The 25,204-nt window shown below is 60.2% G+C and carries 19 protein-coding genes; 6 read left to right on the top strand and 13 right to left on the bottom strand.

The window, feature by feature from the left end:
• Positions 1 to 4 precede the first annotated feature (4 nt).
• The 13 genes from INT12_RS15100 to tssB all read right to left on the bottom strand — a co-directional run bounded on the left by INT12_RS15100 (position 5) and on the right by tssB (position 15,997).
• Positions 5 to 3,331: a T6SS effector BTH_I2691 family protein gene (locus tag INT12_RS15100; RefSeq protein WP_193040495.1), complete on the bottom strand. Its 3,327-nt coding sequence runs from the start codon at positions 3,329 to 3,331 to the stop codon at positions 5 to 7.
• Positions 3,328 to 3,909 carry a hypothetical protein gene (locus tag INT12_RS15095; RefSeq protein WP_126587393.1) on the bottom strand — a complete coding sequence of 194 codons (582 nt, stop codon included), beginning with the start codon at positions 3,907 to 3,909 and terminating at the stop codon, positions 3,328 to 3,330. Before INT12_RS15095 ends, INT12_RS15100 begins: the two co-directional genes overlap by 4 nt.
• A 350-nt stretch (positions 3,910 to 4,259) precedes the next feature.
• Positions 4,260 to 6,290, bottom strand: coding sequence for a type VI secretion system Vgr family protein (locus INT12_RS15090; RefSeq protein ID WP_193040496.1), 2,031 nt, complete (start codon positions 6,288 to 6,290; stop codon positions 4,260 to 4,262).
• A gap of 27 nt (positions 6,291 to 6,317) precedes the next feature.
• The gene (locus INT12_RS15085; RefSeq protein WP_193040497.1) at positions 6,318 to 6,575 is read right to left on the bottom strand and encodes a PAAR domain-containing protein; all 258 of its coding nucleotides are present in this window, start codon (positions 6,573 to 6,575) and stop codon (positions 6,318 to 6,320) included.
• A gap of 75 nt (positions 6,576 to 6,650) precedes the next feature.
• Entirely contained in the window at positions 6,651 to 7,172 is a 522-nt protein-coding gene (locus INT12_RS15080) for an Hcp family type VI secretion system effector (protein WP_017847989.1), read from the bottom strand.
• A gap of 105 nt (positions 7,173 to 7,277) precedes the next feature.
• Positions 7,278 to 8,084 (bottom strand): type IVB secretion system protein IcmH/DotU, encoded by an 807-nt coding sequence (gene icmH / locus INT12_RS15075; protein WP_046483834.1) that lies wholly within the window; start codon positions 8,082 to 8,084, stop codon positions 7,278 to 7,280.
• Entirely contained in the window at positions 8,077 to 9,423 is a 1,347-nt protein-coding gene (tssK, locus tag INT12_RS15070) for a type VI secretion system baseplate subunit TssK (protein ID WP_017847987.1), read from the bottom strand. Before tssK ends, icmH begins: the two co-directional genes overlap by 8 nt.
• A gap of 37 nt (positions 9,424 to 9,460) precedes the next feature.
• Complete coding sequence (gene tssJ, locus INT12_RS15065; RefSeq protein ID WP_193040498.1) at positions 9,461 to 10,813, bottom strand: type VI secretion system lipoprotein TssJ; 1,353 nt, start codon at positions 10,811 to 10,813, stop codon at positions 9,461 to 9,463.
• Positions 10,810 to 11,832: a type VI secretion system baseplate subunit TssG gene (tssG, locus tag INT12_RS15060; RefSeq protein WP_026140155.1), complete on the bottom strand. Its 1,023-nt coding sequence runs from the start codon at positions 11,830 to 11,832 to the stop codon at positions 10,810 to 10,812. Before tssG ends, tssJ begins: the two co-directional genes overlap by 4 nt.
• Positions 11,796 to 13,562 (bottom strand): type VI secretion system baseplate subunit TssF, encoded by a 1,767-nt coding sequence (gene tssF, locus INT12_RS15055; RefSeq protein ID WP_193040499.1) that lies wholly within the window; start codon positions 13,560 to 13,562, stop codon positions 11,796 to 11,798. The genes tssG and tssF overlap by 37 nt, the downstream gene beginning before the upstream one ends.
• 7 nt (positions 13,563 to 13,569) lie before the next feature.
• Positions 13,570 to 13,983, bottom strand: coding sequence for a type VI secretion system baseplate subunit TssE (gene tssE, locus INT12_RS15050; protein ID WP_017847983.1), 414 nt, complete (start codon positions 13,981 to 13,983; stop codon positions 13,570 to 13,572).
• Positions 13,984 to 15,456, bottom strand: a complete 1,473-nt coding sequence (gene tssC / locus INT12_RS15045) for a type VI secretion system contractile sheath large subunit (RefSeq protein WP_032804672.1) — start codon at positions 15,454 to 15,456, stop codon at positions 13,984 to 13,986. It abuts the gene before it with no gap.
• Between the two features lie 37 nt (positions 15,457 to 15,493).
• On the bottom strand, positions 15,494 to 15,997 hold the full coding sequence (gene tssB, locus INT12_RS15040) for a type VI secretion system contractile sheath small subunit (protein ID WP_193040500.1): 504 nt from the start codon (positions 15,995 to 15,997) through the stop codon (positions 15,494 to 15,496).
• 335 nt (positions 15,998 to 16,332) lie between these two features.
• Between tssB and vasI the strand changes: the two genes are divergently transcribed.
• Genes vasI through INT12_RS15010 form a run of 6 tightly spaced genes read left to right on the top strand, consistent with a single transcriptional unit; the run spans position 16,333 to position 25,197 of the window.
• Entirely contained in the window at positions 16,333 to 16,995 is a 663-nt protein-coding gene (vasI, locus tag INT12_RS15035; protein WP_226926203.1) for a type VI secretion system-associated protein VasI, read from the top strand.
• Entirely contained in the window at positions 16,983 to 18,401 is a 1,419-nt protein-coding gene (tssA, locus tag INT12_RS15030; protein ID WP_169884029.1) for a type VI secretion system protein TssA, read from the top strand. The genes vasI and tssA overlap by 13 nt, the downstream gene beginning before the upstream one ends.
• 4 nt (positions 18,402 to 18,405) lie before the next feature.
• Positions 18,406 to 20,928 (top strand): type VI secretion system Vgr family protein, encoded by a 2,523-nt coding sequence (locus tag INT12_RS15025; RefSeq protein ID WP_193040502.1) that lies wholly within the window; start codon positions 18,406 to 18,408, stop codon positions 20,926 to 20,928.
• Positions 20,925 to 22,721, top strand: coding sequence for an esterase/lipase family protein (locus INT12_RS15020; protein WP_193040503.1), 1,797 nt, complete (start codon positions 20,925 to 20,927; stop codon positions 22,719 to 22,721). Before INT12_RS15025 ends, INT12_RS15020 begins: the two co-directional genes overlap by 4 nt.
• Positions 22,718 to 23,959 (top strand): T6SS immunity protein Tli4 family protein, encoded by a 1,242-nt coding sequence (locus tag INT12_RS15015; protein WP_193058900.1) that lies wholly within the window; start codon positions 22,718 to 22,720, stop codon positions 23,957 to 23,959. The genes INT12_RS15020 and INT12_RS15015 overlap by 4 nt, the downstream gene beginning before the upstream one ends.
• Complete coding sequence (locus INT12_RS15010) at positions 23,959 to 25,197, top strand: T6SS immunity protein Tli4 family protein (RefSeq protein ID WP_193058899.1); 1,239 nt, start codon at positions 23,959 to 23,961, stop codon at positions 25,195 to 25,197. Before INT12_RS15015 ends, INT12_RS15010 begins: the two co-directional genes overlap by 1 nt.
• Positions 25,198 to 25,204: the final 7 nt, after the last annotated feature.

Below are 25,204 nucleotides of genomic sequence, written 5' to 3'. Positions count from 1 at the left end.
TGGTTTACAAGCTATCCATCAAGATGAGCTCGGCGTAGGCATCGTGAATGTCGCAATCGGGCCAGTAGGTTACCGACAAGGTCGCCGCTTCAATGTTGTGCCGGCGGCGGTCGGGCAACAGTACAACCGCGCCTTTGATGTCGTTGACCTGCGAGGTACGGTTATCGGGCAACGAGACGGTGCGAACTTCCTGCGTGGGCAGGGTGCTGTCGGCCCGGTAATCTGGCTTGTTCGGGCGTTTGGGCACAGCCAGCGCTGCTCGGCGTTCGCTGGCGGCGGTTGCCAGGGTGGGGGGATTCAGCTCGCCTTCGGCCAGCACTTCGCCGCCGGTGTACTGGTTGGCCGAGCCATCGCCGTGACGATGAACCGTTAGCGACCAGCGATAGGCCGACCGGTTGGCGTCGAAGAGCGGCAGAATCAGGTGATATTCAAGGTGCTGTTCATGGACCTGCGCGCCTACGCTACCCATGGGGCCGCCCCAGCCATGTGAGCCGCTATCGACGATTCGTAAGCGAAAATTGATTCCTGCTTCAACACCTATGGTCGCGGCATTGAGTTCGGCGATTGCGATGTGGGCGTGTTCAGGTTTGTTCCAATGAATGGGGGGAACTTCGTTGTGCAAACCAAAAAAACAACGGCGCGCCCAGCGGTCGAGTGGTGTTGATTCTTCTCCCTCGGCCCATTTGTACAAACCGTATCCTACTAGGCCGAGAAGTATGGCTATACCCAATGGACCAAGTAGTGTGCTGGTACCTGCGGCTGCTGCCCAAATGCTGGCCCCCGCTCCCAGACCAGAGGCAATGGCAGACAGGAAATAGGCTGTTGCTGCTGGAGTATCCCCTTCGTTCCGAGTGCGATTAAAAGCAAACCCCGCCCGCGTCGCATCGTACAATCCCGCCACAGCACCAATACTCCCCCCGACCCGTACAAATACGTTGCCTACGCGTGCAGTCGCTTTTGCGGCAGTCATCGCCTGGGTAGACAAGCTGCCCGCCTTCTGCATCTGCACCGCCCCTTTTTCCAAGGCGATGCCTACGATTTCCACCCCTCCACCCAACACCCCCAAACTACTTCCATACAACGCCAACCTGGCCTCAACGGCCTTTTCGCCCATGGCTTTCTCCGCTTCCTTGAGACTTTTGTTCAGCGAGTCACTAAGCAGGTACATCCCGCCCATCGCCATCAAAAACTCGCTACTGCCGACCACGCCACGCAACCCGGTAAAGCCGCTGCGAACCCATCCAGCCGCCAGGTACGAGGACACCTTGACCCCCTGCAGCACCTTGCGCGCCTGCGGGTCCAGGGTGCCAACCCCAGCAGCGATTTCGACTAGCGCAGCGTGGGCACCTTTGCCTAGCTGATCCACGCCGAGGTTGGCCTGGCGCATCAGGCTGTCCTGCAGTTGGGTGACCTGGCCTTCCACCCAAACGCTGAGGGTCACGCTGAGGTTGGCTATTTTCGGGTCCAGCACCGCCAGGCTGAGCAGGCCGCCCTGAATCAGCGGGCGCACTTGCTTGCGCGCCTTGCGGGCCTCATCGTCGGTTTTGCCCAACTCGTCCTTGAGGCCTTCCCAGGTGCGGTCGATGGCATCAGCGGCTTTGCGTTGCAGGTTGCGCAGGTGCTCGCATTGCAGGGCGTAGTATTCACCGAGCTTCATCTTTATCTTGAGTTCGGTCAGATGAATGCCGTTGTAGAGCAGTTGGCTGGCACTGTTGATGCGCGAAACCGCCCGGCCCACGCCAGGGCCGAGCGACGGTTGCAAGCGGGCGGCAGCGGCGTTGAGGGCACCGAGAAGCTGCGCCATGGCATGCTGTAGACGGGGGCGGACATGCTTCTTGAAGTCGTCGTTGGCGATGAGCTTGGTAATGGTGGAGTAGAGCTTTTCGCTGTCGTTCCAGTCGCTATCACCTGTGGCATTGAAACTGGGCAACAGATCGGCCAGCAAGCCTTTGTCACGCAAGAGAAGGGCGCGGTAGATCGGGCTCTGTGGGTCGTTCAGCCATTCACTCCACAGGGAGGCGGTATGGCCGTCATCTAGAGTCGCGGGCGCTTCACTGATACCACCTTCCAGGCACAGCGCCATGGTCTGGCTGTAGGCCCGCCCTGATGGGCGGTCATTACCGTCGTAGTCATTTTGCTCGACACATGCAAACAGACTGGAGCGACACGCTGCCGCATAGGCGTGTGCGCTCTGGTCGATGTAACGCTGATAATTGGCCCATTCCTCCTCATACAGTTGGTGAAACAGGGCACGGCTCTGTTCATCGTAGCGCTCTTCCAGTTTCTGGTTGTTGGCGAGTGTGCGCTTCTGGACGATCCGCTCGCGTTGCTGCTCAGGGCTGGAAAATACCGGTGGGCCATCACCGGTCATGGGCTCGACAGACGCCGGTAGGGGCGTCTGGCCTTCTGCCTGTTCGCGATGGACTTCGCGAATGGCCAGCAGTAACTGAGAGGTCTGGTAACGATAAGCCCGGTCCGGGTCGTTTATCCAGGCCTGTCGCTGCTGGACCCAGCGGTTGCGGGTGTCGTTGAGTTCCTGCACCAGACCAATAATGTCATCCAGTACAAACGCAAGGACGCCGTGTTGGAGCTTATGCTGTGGGATGGCGCTGCGCAGGAAGCCCTTCAGCGCGCTCAGGCGATGGGTACGGCTATGGAAACCATGCACGCTGTCGAATCTTGGCGCTACCTCTTGCGGCGGATGCTCATAAAAGCGCCAGTCGGTTTCGGTAGAAAGGGGCAATGGGCTCGTCGGGTGTTGCTGATATTCGTAGACCTGCTTGTCTACCCGCAGATTTTCATCCGTCATGGCCAGGCCAACGCTGGCAGGGTTGTCGCGTGCGCTGGCGAGGTCGAGTGTTTGGAATCGCTCTGAAGCCTGACCGTCCTTGTAGGCGTCCAGCACACTGGCGGGCCACGGGTCATTGGCAAAGGCCAGCCACGCTTGGGTATGTTTGTCGGTGTCGATGTTGAGGAACGATGCGGGGCAGTCGTGGTTGGCCGCGACGCAAGCATCGGACAGCGGGGTCTCGTTGGCAGGCGGTGGTGCGTAGGGGTTGAATTGACGTAGATACCCGTCCGGGCTGACCTGATAGGCCTGCCAGATTTTGCGATCCAACAATACATACAGGTAGCCGGCGCGCAACGTGCGTAAGCCCAGGCGCGTATCAATGTGCACGGTATCCGGCCGCACCGGCTCATTCGGTGAGCGCGGCACCAGGGCGTGGCGCAATGGCAGGATGGGCAGCCCTTTACGTTGACAGGCCTTACATTGATCGTTTGAAACGGCGGTTTCGGCTATGGCGATGCTCAGTTGAGTGCCCAAGGTCATTGAAGTGCTCCGGCATGGGTCAGATCCGACACGGCCCGCTGCCAGGCGTTGTCGTTGTAGGGGGCCAGCAATTGGCTAAGCGGCGCTTGCCCTTGGACCGCTTGCTCAATCAACGCTCGAACGCCGGTGTGCTGGTGCAGGTGCGGATGCAGCATCAGGCGATGCAAGGCTAATGTAAGGATGTCGTCCTGGTGGCTAAGCCCAAGCTGGCGGGCTTGCTGGATCTGGATATAGGCCTGTGCCGCCGCTTGGGGCGGGAGTGCAGCAGGGCCGTTCCAGCGGGCGGGGGCATACGCCAGCGGCAAGCGAAGGGCGCGTCGCCAACTATTCAGTAAGGAGGACACCATGAGGGCGTCCAACTGCACGGCCGCCGTGCAGATACCCATGGCGGTGCTATGTTCGGGTTTGCCCACCAAAACGCTGCCGGTACCGCTGCTGGTGGGCACCAGCCAGTGACGGATCGGCCACCAAGGCCCCTCATTGCTACGGAAGGTGCCAGCCAGCAACTCCAGGCGAAGGGGCTCATGGACCGGAAAAAACGCTCGGCCCTGCTCCACGGGAAGTTGTCCGAGCAACACGATGTGGGCACTTAGGTCTCGGGATGGAGCGCTGCTACTGAGCCAGCCGCACACGTAACGTTTGTAACGGTCCAGATCTTCATGAGCGCGTAAGGCGGATAGCGTCAATAGTTCTTGCGACGGTGAGGTCCCGGGCGTGGCGAGGGCCACCAGCACTGGGCAGGCCGATGGCGTATGGATTAGATCGGGCCGATGCAGAGGCATGACGGCGTCATTGCCAAGCGTTTGACGCAATGCCTCGATATGTAACGGATCATCTGCGGCGCAGTCGGCCAAGAGGTCGAGTAACACGTAAAGCGTAGCATCGGGTGCGTGCTGTTCGGCCACGAACGCCTGGACGCTAGCCGGGGTCATCGGTTTTTCTCCACGCAGGTCTGCCCTGACTCGGGTTGCAATTGCAAGGTCAGGGCTTGGCCGGTGCCTGGGGCCGTGGAAGTCACCGGACCCCGTAGGGTTATCGCTATGCCATTGAGGTGGATGCCATACGCATCCAGCGTGAGGCTGCCGCCGGGGCTCTGGAAGACCACACGCTCACTGGCTTGCAGTTGATAGACCGTGGTGGTGTGGTGCATGCCTTGGCCGGCAGTCAGACGATGTTGCCCTGAGATCGTTTGCTGGCAGTGACCGCCCACTTCGCTTTGGTGGTTGGCCGTTGTGGTGTCGTAGCGGTTATTGCCGACCCGCTCACTGCGATCTCGACCGACAGTTGTTTCATGATCACGTCCGGACGAGAGCGTGTGGTCCCGGCCGATCACATGGGACTGGTCGTTCCCGATAGTGATCTGTTCATCGTTGCCTACCTCTTCTTTGCGGTCATTTCCCACAAATATTGTGTTGTCATGCTTGATATGAACGTTCTTGTCTTTCTCGGCATGGATGAACACTTCCTGGTGGCCCAACTCATCCTCAAAGCGCAGTTCGTTGAAGCCAGAGCCCTTGTGGGTGCGGCTCTTGATGGTCATTCGTGTTTTGTGTTTTGGCAGCTCATACGGCGGCAGATTGGTTTGGTGGTAAGCCCGGCCGATTGCGATAGGCTGATCGGGATCGCCATCCAGGTAGCTGATGATCAGCTCCTGCCCTACACGAGGAATCGCCATCGCCCCCCAGGTCGCGCCCGCCCAGCCTTGCGCCACTCGAACCCAGCACGAACTCTGGTCGTTGTTTTTGTCCGAGCGATCCCACGGGAACTGCACCTTGACCCGGCCCCATTCATCGCAATAGATCTCTTCCCCTGGCGGGCCGACTACGGTGGCGATCTGCGGGCCGTCGATGCAGGGTTTGTCGCACAGCGGCGCTTTCCAGTCGGACATCCAGTGGATCGCGCTGCCCTTCATTTTGTAGGAAGTGCCGCTGTCGCTGCCGAATGCTTCCTCCTCCAGACTGCTGTGCTGTTTGCCTTCGTGGGTAACAGCAATGGTGCGCCAGCGATCATTGAAATCCTCACGGGGATGCTCGTTGAGGTCGAACGCCAACCCCGGTTGCAGGCGCGCATCGTCACCGGCCACATGCGCAAGCTTGGCGTCGTTGCGCAGGGCGGTCAGGCGGGTCTTGGTGAAAGGCTTGCCGGCGATGTCGTGCTTGTAGCGGCCGGGGTAGTCGTAGCGTTCGTAGTCCTTGTGCTGGTTGTTCAGGTCCTGGTCGCCGGTGGCGGTGTGTTGCTGGTTGTAGCGCGGGTGGGTGAAGGTGTAGTCGCGCTGCACCTGGCGTGCGGTGCGCACTTGTTCGGTGTAGTGGAAGCGGGTCAACGCCGGTTCCGTAGCATCGCCGCCACCCATGGGCTGGTAGATCACCGGGCAGTCGGTGTGCGTGCCGATGGTGCCCAGGCCACCGACGCGGTCGGTGAGGACCAGGGTGTGGCCGTCGGCGTGGTGTTCGAAGGTGTAGAGCAGGCCTTCCTCGGCGGCGAGGCGGGCGATGAAGTCGAGGTCGGTTTCGCCGGCCTGTACGCAGTATTCGCGGGGTTGGTGTTCGAAGCAGATTTCGCTGCGGAGGTCGGTCAATTTCTGCTCGGCCAGCAGGCTGGTGATGATGTCGGGCACGGTCTGGGCCTGGAAGATGCGCCAGTTGGAGCGCAGATCGAACCGCTTCAGAGTCGGTTCGACCACGGCGGTGTAGCGGGTGCGGCGAAAGCCGGTGTCGCCCTGGGTGAACAGGCTGACCAGGCCGTGAACGTAACGTACCGGCGTTTCTCCACGCCAGATCGTGAACAGCCCCGCCAGATCGAGCACCCGATTGAAGTCGACAGCGGCGTTGTGGCTGGCCAGTTCCAGTTCGAGTTTGAAGGGCTGGGACAAGCCTTCGTTAAGGGTGAACGAGACCACCTCGAATGGATCGCCCTTCAAGGGCTCAAAGGTAAAACGCAGGTCGCTTTGGCGGGGCATGGGGCCTCCATTTCAAGTATGTGAGTGTCAGTCGATCAACCAACTGCTATCACCGTTTTCGAGTTCGCCATCGTGGTCGGTGGTATCGCCGACACGGGCCACGGCTTTTCCGTTGACGGTCATCGAGGGCGAGCCGCTGGTGATCACGGCGCCACATCCAAGGGTGTCGCCAACTCGGGCGACGGCGCGACCATTGACGGTTACGTTGCGAGTACCAGTGTCGACCGTGGTGGGGCCACACAAAGGACAGTCATGGTCGTGACCGACCAGAACGACGGCAGGCATAGAACCTCCTGATAAGCATTGAGTCAGTGAAGGCTCCGCCGCTGCACGAAGAGCAGCGGAGGAGCAGGGGCGCGCTTAACCCGCCGCTGCCGGTTTGCGCCAGTCGTCCGAAGCTTCAGTGCCGGCCACCACATGACTCCAGCTGACCTTGCGGTAAGCCAGGCTGGTCTTGATCAGTTGGGTATAGTTTTCGTTCTCGCTGTCCTGGGCGTGAGGCAACACGGTGTGGATGTCGACGACGGTGGCCTCTTCCAGTTTGGTGGTGAAGAAGTGCTCCTGTTTACCGTCGGTGGAGGTGCGGAACCACCTGACCTCAACGGTCGGCAGCATTTCGCCAGTGGCCAAGGCCTGGTAAAGCAGCGGCGAGGCTTTGTTCAGCGCGCTGGTGAAGGTCAGCGGTTTATGCACGCGCTGTCCGGTGGGTTGGCCGCTTTGCGGGTCGGTTGGGGCACCGATTTGATGGTCTATTTCCTGGGCGAGGATTTCGTCCTCGTGGCCTTCCACAAAGACGTTGCCCACCGAATCAGCGGTGAAGGCACCTTTAGTGATGTGGCCCTGGTTTTTGCCGTGGATGCTGATGTACGCGGGTGTTGGCATGACATGCTCCTTGTCGCGATCAAGTGAACGACCCATGGGGTCGCGGGTTATGGCCTATACGGCCATGGCTTTGCAGGCGCTCGGGATGAGCACGCTGAAAATCGGTTACAGGTGCAGCACCCGCTCCAGCGACACCAGCACCTGCTGGGTGATGGTGTTCAGGCGGATGGAGTAGATTGTGTAGGCGACCGTCAGCATGACGGCGGCCATGGCCCAAGGCGTCCACAGCGGCCATGCGCGTTTGATCCGGTAGTTGCGCGGCGCGACGTTTTTCAGCGGGTCGGTCAGGCGCTTGGGTGTCTCGCCGCGCAGGGGGCGCAACAGGCCATGCAGTTGGTCGATGATCTTCTGTATCTCGTCATCGCCCTTGATATGGGCGCCGTATTTGCCCTTGAGGCCGGAGATCAGACACTGGTACATGAACTCCAGCACATGCTGATACCGGGCGGCTTCGGGGATCATGTTGTTCATGACGGTGAAGAATTTTTCGCCACCCTGGGTTTCGCCATGGAACTGGCTGAGCAATGAGCGTGCGCTCCAACTGGAGAGCCGGCCCCAGGTGGTACTCATGACCACTTCGTCGAGCAACAGGCACAGGCTGTAGGAGTAGGCCTTGAGCATGCCGGCGTCGTAGTCGAGCTGGCTGACTTCTTCCATGATCGTAGTGATCTGGTTGCTGACGCTCAGGTACAGCGCAGGTACGTCATCGTGCTGGTCCAGGCGGCGCAGGCGGATCACCAGGCCGATCAGTGGCGTGGCGGCATCGCACAGCGGGTTCCAGGCTACGCCGCGCAAGTCGAATTCAGGGTCGGCCAATTGTCTTTGGCTGTTGGCAGTGATCGTTTCGCCGGCAAAGTCGATGGCGCCGGAGACTTCCTCGTGGTGCCATGAATTTGGTGTGGTCTTAGTCATCTCTCTCACTCCTGATCGCCCAGAACTGCAACTCCAGCTCCGGGAATTCACCGGCAATATGGAAACCGAACCCGCTGCCGCTGCTCAGGCTTTGCCAGGCAGGGTGATGGCGGTCGAGTTCGAAGTAGCTGAAGCCGGCATGGAACGGCAGGTGGCGCGGCGCCACCGGCAGCGGCCGCAATGGGATGCCCGGCAGTTGCAGGCTGACCAATTGCTCCAGCCCTTCGGTGGAGGTGATCTTGATCTGCCTCGGCAGTTGCTGACGCAGGGTTTCCGCGGGCAGTTCAGCGCGCACGGCGAGGATGAATTCGGCGTTGTCCAGCAGGCGCTTGTCGTTCAAGGCGGCGCTGCGCACGCCGTACTGCTGCTCGACAATCGGCAGCGACACCGCGCGTGGTTGCAGTACTGTGCCCAGGGCGCGGCGCAGGGTGTGCTCCAGCATCTGGAAGGATTCGCGCAGGTTGTCGTGCTGGTAGGCCGGGTATTCCTGGGGCAGGTGGCCCTCGTCGGTAAAGGTCACCAGTTCGCCGCAGGCTTGCGCCAGCGCGATGTACAGCCGCTCCGGGTGAACCTGGCGTTGCCGGGCCAGGTGCTGGAACAGCGGGAACAAACGATTGAGGGTTTGCAGCAGGTTGAAGTCGGTGACATCGGCCACCCCCGATTGCCCCGGTGAGCCGATCCGCTGGGCCAGGTTCTTGGCGCGTTCACGCATCAACCCGGCCACTTCACCCAGGTAGCGGTGCAACGCCGGCACCGCTTGCAGGGACAGGCTGGTGGGGTAGAAGTGCTCGTCCATTACCAGGCTGCCGTCCGGACGTTTGTCCTTGATTTTGCCCAGGGCGATGCCGGTAAAGGCACTGCGGTCGCTGCGTTCGAGCATCAGTTGCAGGTTGGGCACGGCCAGGTCCATGCCGACTTGATCGCCGTCATCGCTGTGGGTGTCGCGGATTTCCTCGCGGCGGGCGATGTAGCGGCTGTTGCCGTACTGGTCGGGCCAGCGCACTTCGAGGGCTCCGTTGGAGCGCAACGGCAGTGCCAGGTAGACGATCTGGCCGACCGCGCTGCTGTCAGCGATCTCCAGCGGGGAGGGCGGTGCCAGGTCGTGGGGAATGTCGAAGACGCTGCCGTCGGGCATGATCCCGCGTGCCCGGGTAATGGCGATTTTGCCGAAGCTCAAGTATTCGTCGTTCAACGCCAGCTCGCTGAAGCCATAGAGCGCGTCGTTGAGGCTGTGCAGGCGCTGGTGCACGGCGGCTTCGGCGGCGCGGGCCTGTTGCTGGAAGTGCTGGGGTTTGACGAACAAACCTTCATGCCAGATGACGGGGTTGCGTGAACTCATCGGTGATTACTCGGGGCAAAAGCGACTGAAAAAGGCGTCATCGGGTTTCTCCTTTGAGGCTGACCTGGGCGGCGTCCAACTGCACCAGCACGGCGTATTGGCGGCCCTTGGGCTCGACGCGCAGGCGCTGTTTCCACCGGCCGACATCAGTGCTGTGGTAGTTGGCAATCACTGCGATAAAGCGGGTGTCTTCATCCAGGGCGCGCAGGTCGATGAACTTGAATTGGCCGGGGTTGAGCAGGTAGTCGTCGGCGCGGATGTAGGTGCTGCCCAGGGTCTTTTTCAGGTCGTCGGCCATGGCTTGGGGACTGGCGTTGACCAGCAGCGAGTCGTCAGTCAACTGCAAGACCTTGAAGGCGATGGGCGTGGCGACGTGCTGCAATACCGGGTTGCCCCAGGGCGTGGTCAGGCTCACGCCTTGAGCGTCGTAGTCGCCCAGCAGCGCGTCTTCGATAGGCGACATGGGCACTACAGGGGCTGGCTCCAAGCTCAGTGGCGACTGGGCCGGTACGCTTTCGTAAAGGTGACTGAGCAAGGTTTGTACTTTGTCCGTCAGCGCCTGCGGGCTGGTTGCTTGCACGTTGAGGGTGTAGGGCGAACGGCTCGCGTCTTCATCCAGTGCCGTGCCGGTGCTGATCAGGCGCGGGTTGACGTCGTCGCTGGCGTGCAGGCTCAGGGAGTAGCGGCTGGGCTGATCGTCGGGGCCGCCGACCGGGATGGAGGGCGTCCAGATCACTTGGCCGATCTTGCCGAGCATGGTGCAGCCGCCGAGGGCCAGGCAGGCGAGCAACAGGGTGCCCAGGCGCAGGTTGCTGAACAAAATGGTGGGAGGTTTTGGAACCATCGAGCGAACTTCAGGCGGCTGATTTTTTGAAGGCGGCGCTGCTTCCAGTGCTCGCAGCGGATCGCCTTGCTCCGTCAAATCCACTGGCTGGCAAAGACGCTCGAACTCCGGGCAAGTGGCAGGTCGCTTATCCGCTGGTGGCCGACTCGGCAGGTCTTCCTGGTGCCATACGTGCATGCCCTCAGGGTGGTCGCCGAGCAGCTCATCGAGCGAATGCTGTCCGGGGGCGTATTCGCCCAACTGCACCGCAACCTGATACGCACCAATCTGCAATCGATCACCGTCGTTGAGGCTTATCGCAACATGGCGCTCAAGCGGCAGTTCGTGACCGTTGACGTAGGTTCTACCGCTGCGGTCGATCACGCAGAACCGCCCTTCGATGACGCGGATATCGCAATGGTTGGGGCGTACGCTGTTGTGGCGATCTTCCAGGCGCCAGTCCACAGCGGCACTGCCGATGCTGCCGCCCTGTGGGCCAAACCGGTGAAGAGGCAAATACCCGTGCAACAACTGCGCAGGATTGTTGATGACCAGTGTCAACTTCATGCGCGCCCCCGAATCCGCACCACGGCGGGATGGCGGTGTTCTTGATGTTCGATAAAGCTGGTCCAGCCCAGGTGGGTACCGCTGGTGCGTTGCAGGTTGAACGGCGGTACATCTTCTTCGCGCAGCCCCAGTTCCAGGTCGTAGGCGGTGGCATCGCGCAGCAGAAAATCCATCAACTGGCGCAATCGCCCGAACTGCTCGCCGCTGGGCAAAAACTGCCGAAAGCGCGTCTGGGTCAGGTTGGGAATCACCAGGGTGAACTTGCTGGCGCGGGTCTTGCTGCGGTCGCCCACCACAAAATCGCTGCCCAGGGTGCCGTTGGCTTTGCCCAACGCCAGGCGCTGACGCTGCGGCAAATTTACCGAGCGCACCTCGAACTCACGGATATAAACGCCGTGCAGATCAAAGCTGTGCTCAACAATGCCGGACACTATCGAAGGTGAACGGCTGCGACTGGCGATCAAGCCAGCAAAGCTCAGCAATCGGCCCCACGGCAGCGGTGTCGCACCGCGAAGGTCGTTATCGTTCAGCCCAACCATGGAAAATACGTAGCGCGAAAAGCGATCGCTGGCCTCGGCCTGAAAGCGAATGTAGTAGCGGTACTTGCGCCAGCTGGTGTGCAGCAGGGTCAGCAGGCGATGATTGAAAAAGTCTATGAACGCCGGGCGAATCCCGCGCTCCTGAGCCTGCTCGTAGGCCAGGCGGTCCAGGTAATAGCCGGGCAGCGGTGAGTCGGTACCGTGCAGGCCAAAGAAGCTGGTCTGCAAGCGATAGCGCACTTCTTCGCGGTCCTCCTCAATGCGTGCCGCTTCGACCACATCGGAGGCCGGAAAGCCCAACCCTGCATGGCTTTGCAGGCGCACGCGGCGTCTCGCCGCCGCACTCAAGGGCTGCGCCTCCAGGTCATCGCCGTGCAAAGCGTGCAGATGCTCCAGCAGACGGTGAAACGAGTAGTTCCGCGCGTCGGCCAGCAGCATATCGGCTAGATCACGGGTTGTCTGCCGGTCAACAGTGGCCATTCGTAGCGCTCGTTGTTAGTGGTATTGATCACTTCCAGGCGGTGGAAGGAATTGATGCTCGCGTAGAGGGCGAAGAAGTGCGAAAGCACGCTGGCGAACAGGTACAACTCGCCCTCGCAAAGAAACGCGTTCTGGTCCAGTTGCAGGCGGGTCTGCACGCCCCGCACGGGCTGGCCCTTCATCAGCCAGTCAATCGGCGTGGTCACCGCATCACGGATGCCGTTGAGGCGCTTGCGGGTGGCGCGGGCTTGTTGCAGGTCGTGCAGGGCGGCGAAGTCATAGGCGCGGATCACCGCCTTGAGCGGCTCGGCCGACAGCAACGACAGGTAGTTCAGCGACAGGTTGGAAATCAGCGTCCAGTGCAGGCTGCTGTCCAGCACGGGCCGGTAGCTTCGGGTCGGTGCGATCAGGTTGGTGTAGGTGGCAAACGACGGCGTGACTTCGGTGGACAGCGATACATCTCCCACGCCCAGCAACTGCGGCAAATCGCGGTTGCTGCAGGTCAATTCGATGGACGCTGCTTCATGCTCACCGATGTACAGGCTTTCATCGCCGCGCACGAAAGCGATGCGATGACGCAAGCCCTCGCGCCCGTGGGACTCTTCGATATGCGTGCGGAAATACAGTGCCGTGCGGCCCCGCGCGTGTTCGATCTCATGCTGGAACGATTCGAATGGAGTAAAGCGTCGCAGCGGATCGCCTTTGCGCTCCTTGTCGGCGGCATCCCAACCGGCCACGTTATCGACACTGAAAATTTCGAAGGCCTCGGGGCGGTTGCCGCTGGGGCTGATACGCCGCTCCAGACTGCGCCCATCCAGTGCAATAGGGTTGGCATCGTGGCGGAACAGGTTGACCGCCGGCGCGCAGTACAGGTGCAGGTCACTGGTGCGCAGGCGGATATCAGGCGGCATGGGCCGGCTGAACTGAAATTCAAAGCGCAGGCTGGTGGCGCTGATCTCCGGCCAGACGCGCGCCAGCTGGGTCAGGCTGAAAAAGTGAAAACGCTGCGGGAATACAAAATACTCCTGCAGGATCCGGTAGCCATCGAACACATTGCGCGGGTAGGGCAGCAGCGCTTCTTCGGCGGTGAAACCGGGAAAGCCGATAGCCTTGGCTGGCAGGCGATAGCTTTGCTTATCAATATGTAACGTGACGCTGTCCAAGTAGTGGGCGAGCCACAGGTACAACGTCATGGCGGTGGCGTTATCTCCACCCAGATGAAAATCCAGTTGGTCGCAGGCCATGCTGGTCAGCGGTTGCTCGGTCAACACCTTGAGGTCGATGCGCATCACCGAGGCCTCGCGGCTGTGGGCATCGCTGACTTCCTGCAACGCCAATGGATACAGGTTGACGTCAGTGCAGGTACGAAACTGGCAGGAGATGCCATCCACCGGTTTGGCAAACACCGGCGTGCCCTTTGGGATCACCTGGCGCTGGCTGATCGCATCCGGCAACGGTGTAAAACGGATGATGGTCGCGCTGGGCAGGGGCCGCAGGTAATTGGGCCAAAGCATCTGCAACAGCGGATGGGTCAGCTCCGGCAAATCGTCGTCGATCTTCATGCCCAGCTTGGCGGTGAGGAAGGCAAAGCCTTCCAGCAGCCGCTCCACGTCCGGGTCGCCGGCCTGATCACCGAGAAATTGCGCCAGTTGCGGGTTGTCCTCGGCAAACTCGCGGCCGAGTTCGCGCAGGTAGCGCAGCTCCTCGGCAAAGCGTTGTTTCAAGTCCATTGCATCCTCATCGCACGCGGGTGTAGCCGTCGCGGCCGTGCATGGCCACCTCGATCTGCACCTGTTCTTCCTTGTGGTTGACCTGCACCTGGCAATCCAGGCGAAAGTTCAGCTCCAGTGGCAGGTCCGGGTCGGGCTGAAAACGTACGCCCCTGACCTTGATGCGCGGTTCAAACGCTTCCACCGAGCGCCGGATATCTGCGCTGATGGCCACCACCAAGTCACTGCTGGCCTGGGTGACGCCGTTGAAATCGCGCAGGCCCAGTTCAGGGCTGCTTTGCGAGCAGCCCTGGCGTGAGTTGAGCACCTGTTCCAAGTGGCGTTTGATCGCCTCGACCCGCTGGCGCGCCTGCTCATCCGCGCTGCCGGGGCGGTAGCGCGGTGCGTCGGGTTCCAAGCGTTCGAACAGGCTGGCGCCCACTTATTGGGTGTCCAGCCGACCGACCAGGGAGATCTCGAAGTTGGCGCCCATGTACTTGAAGTGCGGGCGCACGGCCAGCGACACCTGGTACCAGCCTGGATTGCCTTCCACGTCCTGCACCACGACTTTTGCGGCGCGCAAGGGGCGACGGCTGCGCACATCGGACGAAGGGTTTTCCTGGTCGGCGATGTACTGCTTAAGCCAGTCGTTCAGCTCGCGCTCCAGGTCCTGGCGTTCCTTCCAACTGCCGATCTGTTCGCGTTGCAGCACCTTGATGTAGTGGGCCAGGCGATTGACGATAAACAGGTACGGCAACTGGGTGCCAAGCTTGTAGTTGGTCTGGGCTTCCTGGCCTTCGCGGGTCTTGGGGAAGTTCTTCGGTTTTTGTACCGAGTTGGCAGAGAAGAACGCCGCGTTGTCGCTGTCCTTGCGCATGGTCAGTGGGATGAAACCGGCTTCGGCCAGCTCGAACTCCTTGCGGTCGGAGATCAGCACTTCGGTAGGGATCTTGGCCTGCAATTGGCCCAGGGATTCATACAGGTGCACCGGCAGGTCATCCACCGCGCCGCCAGATTGCGGGCCGATGATGTTCGGGCACCAGCGGTAGCGGGCGAAGCTGTCGGTGATGCGCGAGGCCATCAGAAACGCGGTGTTACCCCACAGATAATTATCGTGATTACCGTCGACGGTTTCGTCATAGCCGAAGCTGCGCGCCGAGTTGTCTTCAGTGCTGTACGGCGTGCGTAACAGGAAGCGCGGCAGGGTCAGGGCCAGATGGCGGGCATCCTCGGATTCCCGCAGACCACGCCACTTGGTGTGGCGCGGCCCCTCGAAAATATCGCTGATTTCCTTGAGGTCGGGCAGACCCTGGAACCCTTCGAGGTTGAAGAGCTCAGGCCCGGCCGCCGAGACAAACGGCGCGTGGGACATGGCGCCGATGGAGGCCACATAGCTGAGCAACTTGATGTCTGGCGAGCTGGGGCCAAAGGTGTAGTTGCCGACGATGGCGCCCACTGGTTCGCCGCCAAACTGACCATAACCGGCGGTGTAGACGTGCTTGTACAAGCCGCTGCGGGTGATGTCGCCGGCGTTGTCGAAGTCGTCCAGCAGCTCTTCTTTGGTGACGTGCAGCATTTCCAGCTTGATGTTCTCGCGGAAATCCGTGCGATCCACCAACAGCTTCAGACCACGCCACGACGACTCCAGTTGCTGGAACTGCGGTTGATGCAGAATCACGTCCATCTGCTTGCTCAAGGCGCGGTCGATTTCGGCAATCATCTGGTCGACGCGGTGCTTATTGACCGGCTGCTGGTGATCGCCGCTTTGCAGGATCTCGCTGATAAACGCAGCCACGCCTTGGCGGGCAACGGCATAGCCTTCCTGGGACGGGCGAATGGTGGTGTTGGCCAGCAGTTGGTCAAGCAACGACGGCGGTTCGTCAGCCACCAATACTTTGGCGGCGGCGCTTTCCATAGGCATGGGGAGTACTCCGTTGAGAAGGGTGTTCAAGTCAGTTGTTGGGCGCGTCGAGCACCAGATTCAGTTCACTGGCCAGGCGTTGACGGGCGGTTTCATCGGTCAGCAGGTTTTGCAGGTGTTTACGAAAGGCCGGGACATTGCCCATCGGGCCCTTGAGCGCAACTAAGGCTTCGCGCAGTTCCAGCAACTTGTTCAACTCCGGTACTTGGCGGGCGATCGCATCGGGGCCGAAGTCATTGATGCTTTTGAATTGAAGTTGCACGTTCAAGTCGGTGTCTTGATCGTTGTTCAGAAAAGACGGCACCGCCATGTCCAGAGCAACTTCGGCTTTGGTGAGTACTTCATTGAAGGTGTCTTTATCTATTCGAACGGATTGCCGGTCTTCAAGGGCGGTTAGTTCACCGTGGCCTTTGAAGTCGCCGGTAACCAACAGCTTCAGGGGAAGCTCTACTTCTGCTTGTTGATCGCCTGTGGCTGGGACGTACTTGATGTTGATGCGTTCTTTTGGGGCGACAGAACCCTGAGTTTTCGACATTGGAAAAATCCTTTTCGTAAGGTCGGCGTATTAGAACCAGCTGTTGCAAGGTTTGTCTTGTAGGACGAAATGGACGCGATTCGTGGGCTTTGGATGTAGGAAAAGGCATCGCGATAAGGATTTCTAAATTTCCTACGCTCGCTATGGAGCTATCTGAAAGATATCTCTTTTTATTCTCGATTTGGCAGTGTGTTGCTCGTCTTTTACTTGCCTATCCATTGAGGGCGGGTGACGCTTTGCAAGTTAATGAATTTAACTTTCGGTCTAAGCCGCGTTAGTTCGAAAGTTGAAAAATATCCGGTTTGGATTCAACGAGGCATATTCAGGAGGCGTTGATGCGCAACGGATGGCGAGGATGGAAATGGGCGCTCTGCCTGACGGTTGTGGCGGTAATGGAGGCGCGGGCAGCGACCCAGGATTGCCCTGCCATCGTCTCGCCCTTGAAACGCCTGGAATGCTTTGATCTGGCGGCCGGCACGCCCATTCATCAGCCACCTGCGCCGCCACGTGCCCTGGGCCGGGTGTTGCCGATTGTCGATCTGGTCCAACGCAATGAGGCCAAGCGTCCATCCGAGGATCAGCGTTTTCTGTTGTCGTCATTCCCGGAGCCGGACAACGACCAGCAACAGCGGCTGGTGATCTCAGCCCCAGCGTTGGGCGCGCTACCGCCTCGGCCTTACTTGGCCATCAGTTGTGAGTCGAAAATCTCGCGCCTGCAGTTGGTGCTGGATGAACCGGCCAAGCCTAACAAGATTCGCATCCAACTGTTCAAGGATGAGCGCCCAGTCTCCGGGGCTTATCAGTGGCAGGTGCTGGACGACGCGGGTCTGGTGGTCGACGCCGGGCGCGGGCTGCAGGCGATTGCCTTGTTGCGCAATATGGGCGGTGGCCAGCGTCTACGACTGGAGAGCGACTATCCGCGGCTGCACGGCCTGGTCTTCGACGCTGAAGGGCTGGGTGAACTGATCGAACAGGAGCGCCAAGTATGTCGCTGGTAATCGACGTGCCGGCGGACACTGTCAAGTTGCTGCTGACCCCCATCGACCCGGAGCAACCTGCCGGGCATTTCGATGTGGAGGATGAAACCTACCAGGCCATCGACCAAGAGATGGTCAAGCTCGGCGGCCTGCGTGAAGGCGATATCGACTGGCCGTATATCGACGAAGCCTCCCGCCAATACCTGGCGACCCAGTGCAAGCACTGGCGGGTCGTCGCGCACCTACAGGTGGTGTGGCTGCGCACCCGGCAATGGGCGCGCTGGGCCGATGCCCTGGGTTTGTTGGCCGGCATGGTCGAGTTGTATTGGGACAGCGCTCACCCCAAGCCCGGCCCCACCGGCTACCTGAACAAACGCAAGCAAGTGCAGCGCCTGTTGGGCGACCTGGGGCAGGTGTTGCCGACCCTGGAGCGCAGCAGTTTTGAACCGGCCTACCAAGCCGCGGCGGAACTGGCCCTGGCCAACCTGCAACACTGTGTCGAAATCGCCAAGCTCGACCCGGCCCCGTTGGACGCGTTGCAACGCCAGCTGGACAAATACAGCGAGCCGGTCGTTGCTACTGAGCCCGCCCGTGCGGCCGCCTCCGGCAGTGTGCTGGAGTCGGCCTTTTTCGCCCTCCCCAAACCGCAAGCGCCGAGCAACGAGCGCGAACAACGCCGCGCCGTGTTGAACATGGCCGAGCAGATCAACCAACAAGATCCCTACGACCCCACCGGCTACCAACTACGACGATTCGGCCTGTGGTCGCATTTGCGTACTGCGCCGCCCATCACCCGCGACCGTCGCACCGAATTGACCGCCGTGCCCAAGGATATCGTCGACGGCTACCAGGACGCGCTGAACCACAACGCCATTGAGCCGAACCTGCTGCTGCGCATCGAAAAAAGCGTCTGCGCCTCGCCGTACTGGCTACGCGGCAGTTACCTGGCCGCCGAGGTCGCCTCGCGCCTGGCGATGGAAGAAGTGGCGGCCGCCATTCGCCAGACCTGCGAGCGGTTTGTCTGCCGTTTGCCGGCCTTGCTGGAGTTGTGCTTCAGCGACGGCACACCGTTCGTGGATGTGCAAACCCAGGCCTGGATCACCGGCGCCGACCAGGCGCAAACCACCGGCAGCCCGGTGCAGGAATACGCCGGCCTGCGCGACGAACTGACCACCCAGCTCAATACCGAAGGCGTGGAAGTGGTGCTGCTGCGCCTGCAGGAACTGCACGCCACCCATGAGGCTCCGCGCCAGCGCAGCTACGCCACAGTGATTGCTGCCGACCTGTTGGCCTCGCGTGGCTTGTCGTGGCTGGCGGATGACCTGTACGCCAGTGTGGCGCGGTTGATGCGCGAGACCGCGGCGCAGGGGTGGGAGCCGGAGTTGTATCAGAAGGTGGCAACCATTATCAGTGAACGTAAGGACTAGTCACGTGCCCCGCCAAAGCGATCTGCGTTTTACCTTCGAACCCCTGAAAGGCGACGCCTTCGACGTGATTTCGTTCAAGCTCGACGAAAGCCTGTCCCAGCCGTTCAAGCTCACCCTGGAACTGGCCAACCACAACGCCGCCATCGACTTCAATAACGTGCTCGACCTGGCGGGGCTGTTCACGATCTGGCGCGGTGAAACTCCGGTACGTTACGTGCATGGACTGGTCAGCCTGTTCCAACAGGGCGACACCGGCTTTCGCCGCACCCGCTACACCGCCGTGGTCGAACCGACCCTGAAGCGTTTCGATCTGCGCTCCAACTGGCGCATCTTCCAGGCCCAGACCGCGCCCGACATCATCACCAGCATGCTGGCCGAGCAGAAACTGACCGACATCCGCAGCGAAATCTGCTTCGAGCACCAACCCCGCGAATACTGCGTACAGGCCGGCGAAACCGACCTCGACTTCATCACCCGCCTCGCCGCCGAGGAAGGCCTGCTCTACACCTTCGAACACCGCGCCGACGGCCACACCCTCGTTCTTACCGACCGCGTCGGCGGCCTGGGCACCATCGGCACCCACACCGATTGCCCGGTGATCTACCAGCCCATGGGTGGCGGCGATTCCATGGAACCGGCGTTGACCCGCTTCCACTACACCGAACAAGTGCGCACCGCCGTACAAGTGCAACGCGACTACACCTTCACCCACCCGCTCTACAACCAGCAGCACACCGCGACCGGCGACCAGGACCTGAACAACCAGCACAAGGATTACGAACGCTACGACTATCCCGGCCGCTACAAACGCGATATTGCCGGCAAGCCTTTTACCAAAACCCGCCTGGCCGCCCTGCGCAATGACGCCAAGCTGGCCCATGTGGAAGGTGACGACGAACGCCTGCAACCGGGGTTGGCCTTCGACCTCAACGACCACCCGCGCGAAGACTTCAATGATCGCTGGCGCACCATTGCCATCAAGCATGAAGGCAAGCAGCACACCAGCTTGCAGGAAGAAGCGTTTGGCAGTGACAGCGGCACTTCCTATGAAGTGAAGGCCACGGCCATCCGCTGGACCTCTGACTGGAAAGCTCCTCTGCCCAACAAACCCCGTATCGACGGCCCGCAGATCGCCACCGTGGTCGGCCCGCCGGGTGAGGAGATCTATTGCGATGAATGGGGCCGGATCAAGGTGCAATTCCCGTGGGATCGCTCGGACAAAAACAACGACCACAGCTCGTGCTGGATCCGCGTCACCCAAGGCTGGGCCGGCGCGACCTGGGGCTCGATGGCCATCCCCCGTGTGGGTCAGGAATTGGTGATCAGCCATCTGGACGGAGATCCCGATCAGCCGATCGCCATTGGGCGAGCGTACCGGCAGACCAATTTGCCGCCCTATGAGCTACCCAAGCTGAAAGCTATAGCAACAACCAAAAGCCGCGAGTTTGGCGGCACCCAAGCCAATGAGTTGCGTATTGACGACACCACCGGGCAAATCAGTGCGGCATTAATGAGCGAGCACACGCACAGCGCTCTGCACCTGGGTTACCTCACGCATCCACGTCACTATGGTGGTGGTCGGCCAAGGGGCGAAGGCTTTGAATTACGCACGGATGGTCATGGTGCGTTGCGTGCAGCAAAAGGATTGTTGCTGACTGCCGAAGCGCAACTGAAGGCCGGTGCGGGTCAGCTAGAACGCCAGCAGGTGATTGATGTATTGCAAGCCGCCCTGACATTGGCCAAACAGCTGGGAGCATCTGCCGAAAACGCCCAGGCAATTGCCCTGGATGCGCAGCCGCAGCAGTCCCTGACTGATGCCGTGAACGCGTTGGGCCATGGTGCCAATGATCAGGCCAATGGCATCGGCAATGGCGCGCAACCCATCATCGCGTTAAGTGGGCCTGCCGGCATCGCTGCCGCGACGTCCCGCAGCATCGCCATAGGCGCAGGCGAGCATATCGATAGCGTGGCACAACAAAACCAGCAACTCACCGCCGGCAAAAAAGTGGTGATCAATGCAGGCGACGAAATCGGTCTGTTTGCCCAAGGCGGCGACATGCGCCATATCGCCCATAACGGCCAACTGCTGTTGCAGGCCCAGCACAACAGCATCCGGGTGCAGGCGGATCAGAGCGTGGAGCTCAGCGCCAGCCAGCAACATGTGCTGGTGGCGGCGGACAAGCACATCACCCTGTTGTGCGGTGGGGCATATATCAAGATGCAGGGCGGCAATATCGAGCTGGGGATGCCGGGAAATTTCACGGTGAAGGCAGCGAACAAGTACTTCATTGACCCAAGCAATGTCGCCACCGAACTCAATAGCTGGCCCAGCACATCGTTCAACGAACGCTTTCAGACCCTCTTCTCCGACGGGAAACCTATCCGAAACCGCGCCTACGCCTTGGTTCGCAAGGACGGCGCACGCTTTGAAGGGCGAACCGATGCTGAAGGCTTCGTCACCCTGCAACAGGGCATGACGCTGGAAGGGCTTGAATTGGAATGGCTTGAAAACGGAGAGCCCGTATGACCGATAACCCTTCGGCGCCTCGTATTGCGCCCATGGCCTATAACGCACGCGGCAATCCTGTGCATACCTGGGCCTTGACGCCCAGCCATATCACCGACCCGGTTCTATGCATGCTGCCGCCGGAGGGGGTGCTGCCGGTGATCTTTGTGCCGGGGATTATGGGGTCGAATTTGAAGAGTAAGCCTGACAAGCGCAAGGAAAAGGAAAAGGCGGTTCCTGTATGGCGTCTGGACGCTGGATTCATGGGCAAAAATGTGTGGCTGGCCGTGAACTGGATCAACAAAAAGGCAGGCATACGCCAGCGCCTGTTACACCCGCAAAGGGTGGAAGTCGATAGAGAAGGCGCGGTGCCCGAACGGCCTGTAGGCACCGTCTTGACGACGCCTGGGCCGGACAAAAAAAGCACAATGCTTGCCCTGACTAAACGCTATCAGGAGCGCGGCTGGGGCGAAGTCAGCGAAACCAGCTATCACGCGTTTCTTCTTTGGCTGGAAGAGACCCTGAATAGCGAGTTCGTGCCCCAGCGGTGGCCTCAATTCGATATTCGGCCGGAGCACCTGCATACCGTCGCCGTCGAACCGGGGCCGACTCACATCACCCGTCTCAAGCCCGCTTTAAACATCGGCATGCCAGGGCTGGGTGCCACCCTGGCCAGTCAGTTGCCGCCGATTGTGTCGGATGAGCTGGTGGCGCGTGGCGGTTATCGGATGCCGGTGCATGCGTGTGGGTATAACTGGTTGGATTCCAACAAAGTCGCCGCAAGTCGTTTGGCTGAGCGCATTGACGAACTGATGCGCCAGTACGGTCGCAATTGTCAGCAGGTAATTTTGGTCACGCACTCCATGGGCGGGCTGGTGGCAAGGCGGTGCGCACAACTGCCCGGCATGGCCGACAAAATTGCCGGTGTCGTGCATGGCGTCATGCCGGCAACCGGCGCGCCAGTTGCCTATCGCCGTTGCAAGGTCGGCATGAAAGATGAAGACCCTATTGCCGGTGCAGTGATTGGTCCGACCGGTCAAGAAGTTACGGCGGTCTTCGCCCAGGCACCCGGTGCCTTGCAATTGTTGCCGAACCAGGATTACACGCCTGGCTGGCTGAGGCTGGTCGACGACCAAGGCCTTTCGGCAATGCCGCGTCAGCCGGTAAAAGATCCTTATGAAGAGATCTATCTACGCCGTGACCGTTGGTGGGGATTGCTGCGTGAAGAATGGTTGGCGCCGAAAGATGGCGATTCGATCACGTGGGAGATATTTGCGGACAACATATCCGAAGCGAAAGAGTTTCATCAGAAAATCGCTGGCTCCTACCACCCTCAAACCTACGTCTACTACGGCAGTGAAGACAAACACCCCAGCTTCGAGTCCATCACTTGGAAAATGACTCGCGGGGCCACTGTCAATGGCCTTCACGGTTCACGCCCCGATAGCTACACGGTTTCAAATCTGCAGATGCATCAGGTCAGGGATGACGGCCGCAGCCCTGTTTACGTCGGCGGCCACGAACAATCCATACCGCCCCTGCGGGGCGATCCCGATGCGCCCGTCAAAACCGTGCAGACCAGCTACTGGGAGCTGCATTGCAAAATGCAGGACGGCTCCGGCGACGGCACCGTACCGGTCAGTTCGGGCAGCGCGCCGATAAAACAGGCGCGCAATGGTGGCGTTCGCCAGCAAATCAAGGCCCCAGGCTTTGATCATGAAGCGTCCTATACCAACCCGTTAACACAGCAGTTCACCCTTTATTCAATCATCAAAATTGCGGCGAAAGCCAAGGAGCCCCTGTGCGTCGGATGACCGTTTTTTTGGCCTGCCTGGTGCTCGGGCCACTCACCGCATGTACCACCTTCAAACAACCCAGCGAACAGGAGAAACACAACGTGAGCGAAATGACTACCCACATGCGCACCTGGGCGCTGGGCCGGGGCCTGATTGACTTGCCCGCCAACTGGACTGGCGGCGGCGATGTGAAGCTGTACTACGGGCTGGGCGCCGATCACTCGTCGGTTGAGGTGCGGGTGCTGGGAGAAGGCGTGACGCAACAACGGTTTGACGCCGCCTTGAATGAGCGGTCGCATCGAATCGCGGCGATTAAAAACGATGAACTGCAGGATGCATCCATGCTGGTTTCGGCAGTACGGCTCTCGCCGCAGAGTGTAACGCTGCAGTACTACAAGCGAGAATCACGCCGTCAAACCTTCGTTCACGAATTCCACCTGCTGGTAGACGATGCCTACGTCATGCTCCGCGCCGAGTCCTACAACGGCAACACAGCCCCCGTTGAGGCCCGGCTGTTAAAGCTGTCCAAGGAAATATTCAAAGTTGCACCGGAAAACGCAGGTGCGGGCTTTGCGTTGGGACCTATCGTGATCAGAAGCCACCACGATCAGGAGATTGCCAGCTTTGATTTCAGCCCACCTGCTTCGGATGTCTCGCTGAGCATCTATATCAACGCGCTGTCACCGGATGACGACGAGCGCTTGCACGTCCGCACCCAAAAAGACACACAGATTTTTCTCGCTGGCGATTATGAAAACTTACGCGCCGGAAAAATCACACTGGCTGAAATGCAAGCCGAAGAGTCCCTGATCGGTTTCAGTGACGATACTCACCGTCAAATACTCTTCGTGAGTGAAAACTACCGAGCCGATCCTTCCCTAAGCCGGCCTGCCATGAGCTTGCGTTTATCAGCAGGAGGGATGAAAACCGGACCTGACGATCCAAATGAGCCCGAGGACCTCGTCCGCTGGACCCTTCCCCAGTTCGCCAACAAAGGCTACGAGCTGCCGCTCTGGCAGCGCCCCGCAAGCCCAGAGCCCGTCAACCCCTCACTGACCGACTACGAAGCCATGGCCGTGTGGGACGCGATCCTCAAGTCTGTGCGCATCCGCTACGGCGCCGTCGCGCCCAAGCCAGACCCATGGGCCAACTATTGCGGCCCCAGCGCTGAGGAGGCGGCTGAAAGCAAACGCATCCTGGATGAGTTCATCGCCAGCTTCGAGAAGCCGAAGGCGGATCCGTGGAAGGAGGGTTGATGAGTATGCGTCAACTGACCGTTTTTTTTGCCTGCCTGGTGCTGGGTTCCCTCACCGCATGTACCACCTTCAAACAACCCAGCGAACAGGAGAAACACAACGTGAGCGAAATGACTACCCACATGCGCACCTGGGCGTTGGGCCGGGGCCTGATCGACTTGCCCGCCAACTGGACTGGCGGCGGCGATGTGAAGCTGTACTACGGGCTGGGCGCCGATCACTCGTCGGTTGAGGTGCGGGTGTTGGGAGAAGGCGTGACACAACAACGGTTTGACGCCGCCTTGAATGAGCGGTCGCATCGAATCGCGGCGATTAAAAACTATAAGTTGTCTGATGCATCCATGTTGGTGTCGGCGGTACGGCTCTCGCCGCAAAGTGTAACGCTGCAGTATTTCGAGAGCACCGAACTCCCGGATACCTTCGTTCATGAGTTCCACCTGCTGGTAGACGATGCCTACATCATGCTCCGCGCCGAGTCCTACAACGGCAACACAGCCCCCGTTGAGGCCCGGCTGTTAAAGCTGTCCAAGGAAATATTCAAAGTTGCGCCGGAAAACGCAGGTGCGGGCTTTGCGTTGGGACCTGTTGTGATCAGAAGCCATCACGATCAGGAGATTGCCAGTTTTTACTTTCGCCCGCCTGCTTCGGATGTCTCGCTGAACATCTATATCAACGCGCTGTCACCGGATGACGACGAGCGCTTGCACGTTCGCACCCAAAAAGACACACAGATTTTTCTCGCTGGCGATTATGAAAATTTGCGCGCTGGAAAAATCACATTAGCGGATATGCAAGCCGAGGAGTCCCTGATCGGTTTCAGTGACGACACTCACCGTCAAATTCTCTTCGTGAGCGAGAACTATCGAGACAACCCCTCACTAAGTCGCCCCGCCATGAGTATCCGCCTTTCAGCAGGGGGCATGAGCGCTGGTCCAATTGACCCCGATGAACCTGAAGACCTTGTGCGCTGGACCCTTCCCCAATTCGCCAACAAGGGCTACGAACTGCCGCTCTGGCAACAACCTGCGTCACCAGATCCCGTCAACCCATCCCTCACCGATTACGAAGCCATGGCCGTCTGGGACGCAATTTTGAAGTCCGTGCGCATCCGCTACGGTGCCGTTGCGCTCAAGCCGGATCCTTGGGCCACCATTCGCGGGCCCAGTGCCGAGGAAGCGGCCGAAAACAAACGCATCCTTGATGAGTTCATCGCCAGCTTTGAAAAGCGCAAGCCATGACCATGAC

Source organism: Pseudomonas sp. K8 (assembly GCF_014889455.1).
In the GTDB taxonomy this organism is placed as follows: domain Bacteria; phylum Pseudomonadota; class Gammaproteobacteria; order Pseudomonadales; family Pseudomonadaceae; genus Aquipseudomonas; species Aquipseudomonas veronii.
Note: the sequence above shows the minus strand (reverse complement) of the source record. Positions and strands in the feature narration are given on the sequence as shown.

Coding starts and splice junctions, on each gene's coding strand:
- INT12_RS15100 (WP_193040495.1), bottom strand. CDS start 3,331: ATGACCTTGGGCACTCAACTGAGCATCGCCATAGCCGAAACCGCCGTT.
- INT12_RS15090 (WP_193040496.1), bottom strand. CDS start 6,290: ATGCCCCGCCAAAGCGACCTGCGTTTTACCTTTGAGCCCTTGAAGGGC.
- INT12_RS15085 (WP_193040497.1), bottom strand. CDS start 6,575: ATGCCTGCCGTCGTTCTGGTCGGTCACGACCATGACTGTCCTTTGTGT.
- INT12_RS15080 (WP_017847989.1), bottom strand. CDS start 7,172: ATGCCAACACCCGCGTACATCAGCATCCACGGCAAAAACCAGGGCCAC.
- icmH (WP_046483834.1), bottom strand. CDS start 8,084: ATGACTAAGACCACACCAAATTCATGGCACCACGAGGAAGTCTCCGGC.
- tssK (WP_017847987.1), bottom strand. CDS start 9,423: ATGAGTTCACGCAACCCCGTCATCTGGCATGAAGGTTTGTTCGTCAAA.
- tssJ (WP_193040498.1), bottom strand. CDS start 10,813: ATGAAGTTGACACTGGTCATCAACAATCCTGCGCAGTTGTTGCACGGG.
- tssG (WP_026140155.1), bottom strand. CDS start 11,832: ATGGCCACTGTTGACCGGCAGACAACCCGTGATCTAGCCGATATGCTG.
- tssF (WP_193040499.1), bottom strand. CDS start 13,562: ATGGACTTGAAACAACGCTTTGCCGAGGAGCTGCGCTACCTGCGCGAA.
- tssC (WP_032804672.1), bottom strand. CDS start 15,456: ATGGAAAGCGCCGCCGCCAAAGTATTGGTGGCTGACGAACCGCCGTCG.
- tssB (WP_193040500.1), bottom strand. CDS start 15,997: ATGTCGAAAACTCAGGGTTCTGTCGCCCCAAAAGAACGCATCAACATC.
- vasI (WP_226926203.1), top strand. CDS start 16,333: ATGCGCAACGGATGGCGAGGATGGAAATGGGCGCTCTGCCTGACGGTT.
- tssA (WP_169884029.1), top strand. CDS start 16,983: ATGTCGCTGGTAATCGACGTGCCGGCGGACACTGTCAAGTTGCTGCTG.
- INT12_RS15020 (WP_193040503.1), top strand. CDS start 20,925: ATGACCGATAACCCTTCGGCGCCTCGTATTGCGCCCATGGCCTATAAC.
- INT12_RS15015 (WP_193058900.1), top strand. CDS start 22,718: ATGACCGTTTTTTTGGCCTGCCTGGTGCTCGGGCCACTCACCGCATGT.
- INT12_RS15010 (WP_193058899.1), top strand. CDS start 23,959: ATGAGTATGCGTCAACTGACCGTTTTTTTTGCCTGCCTGGTGCTGGGT.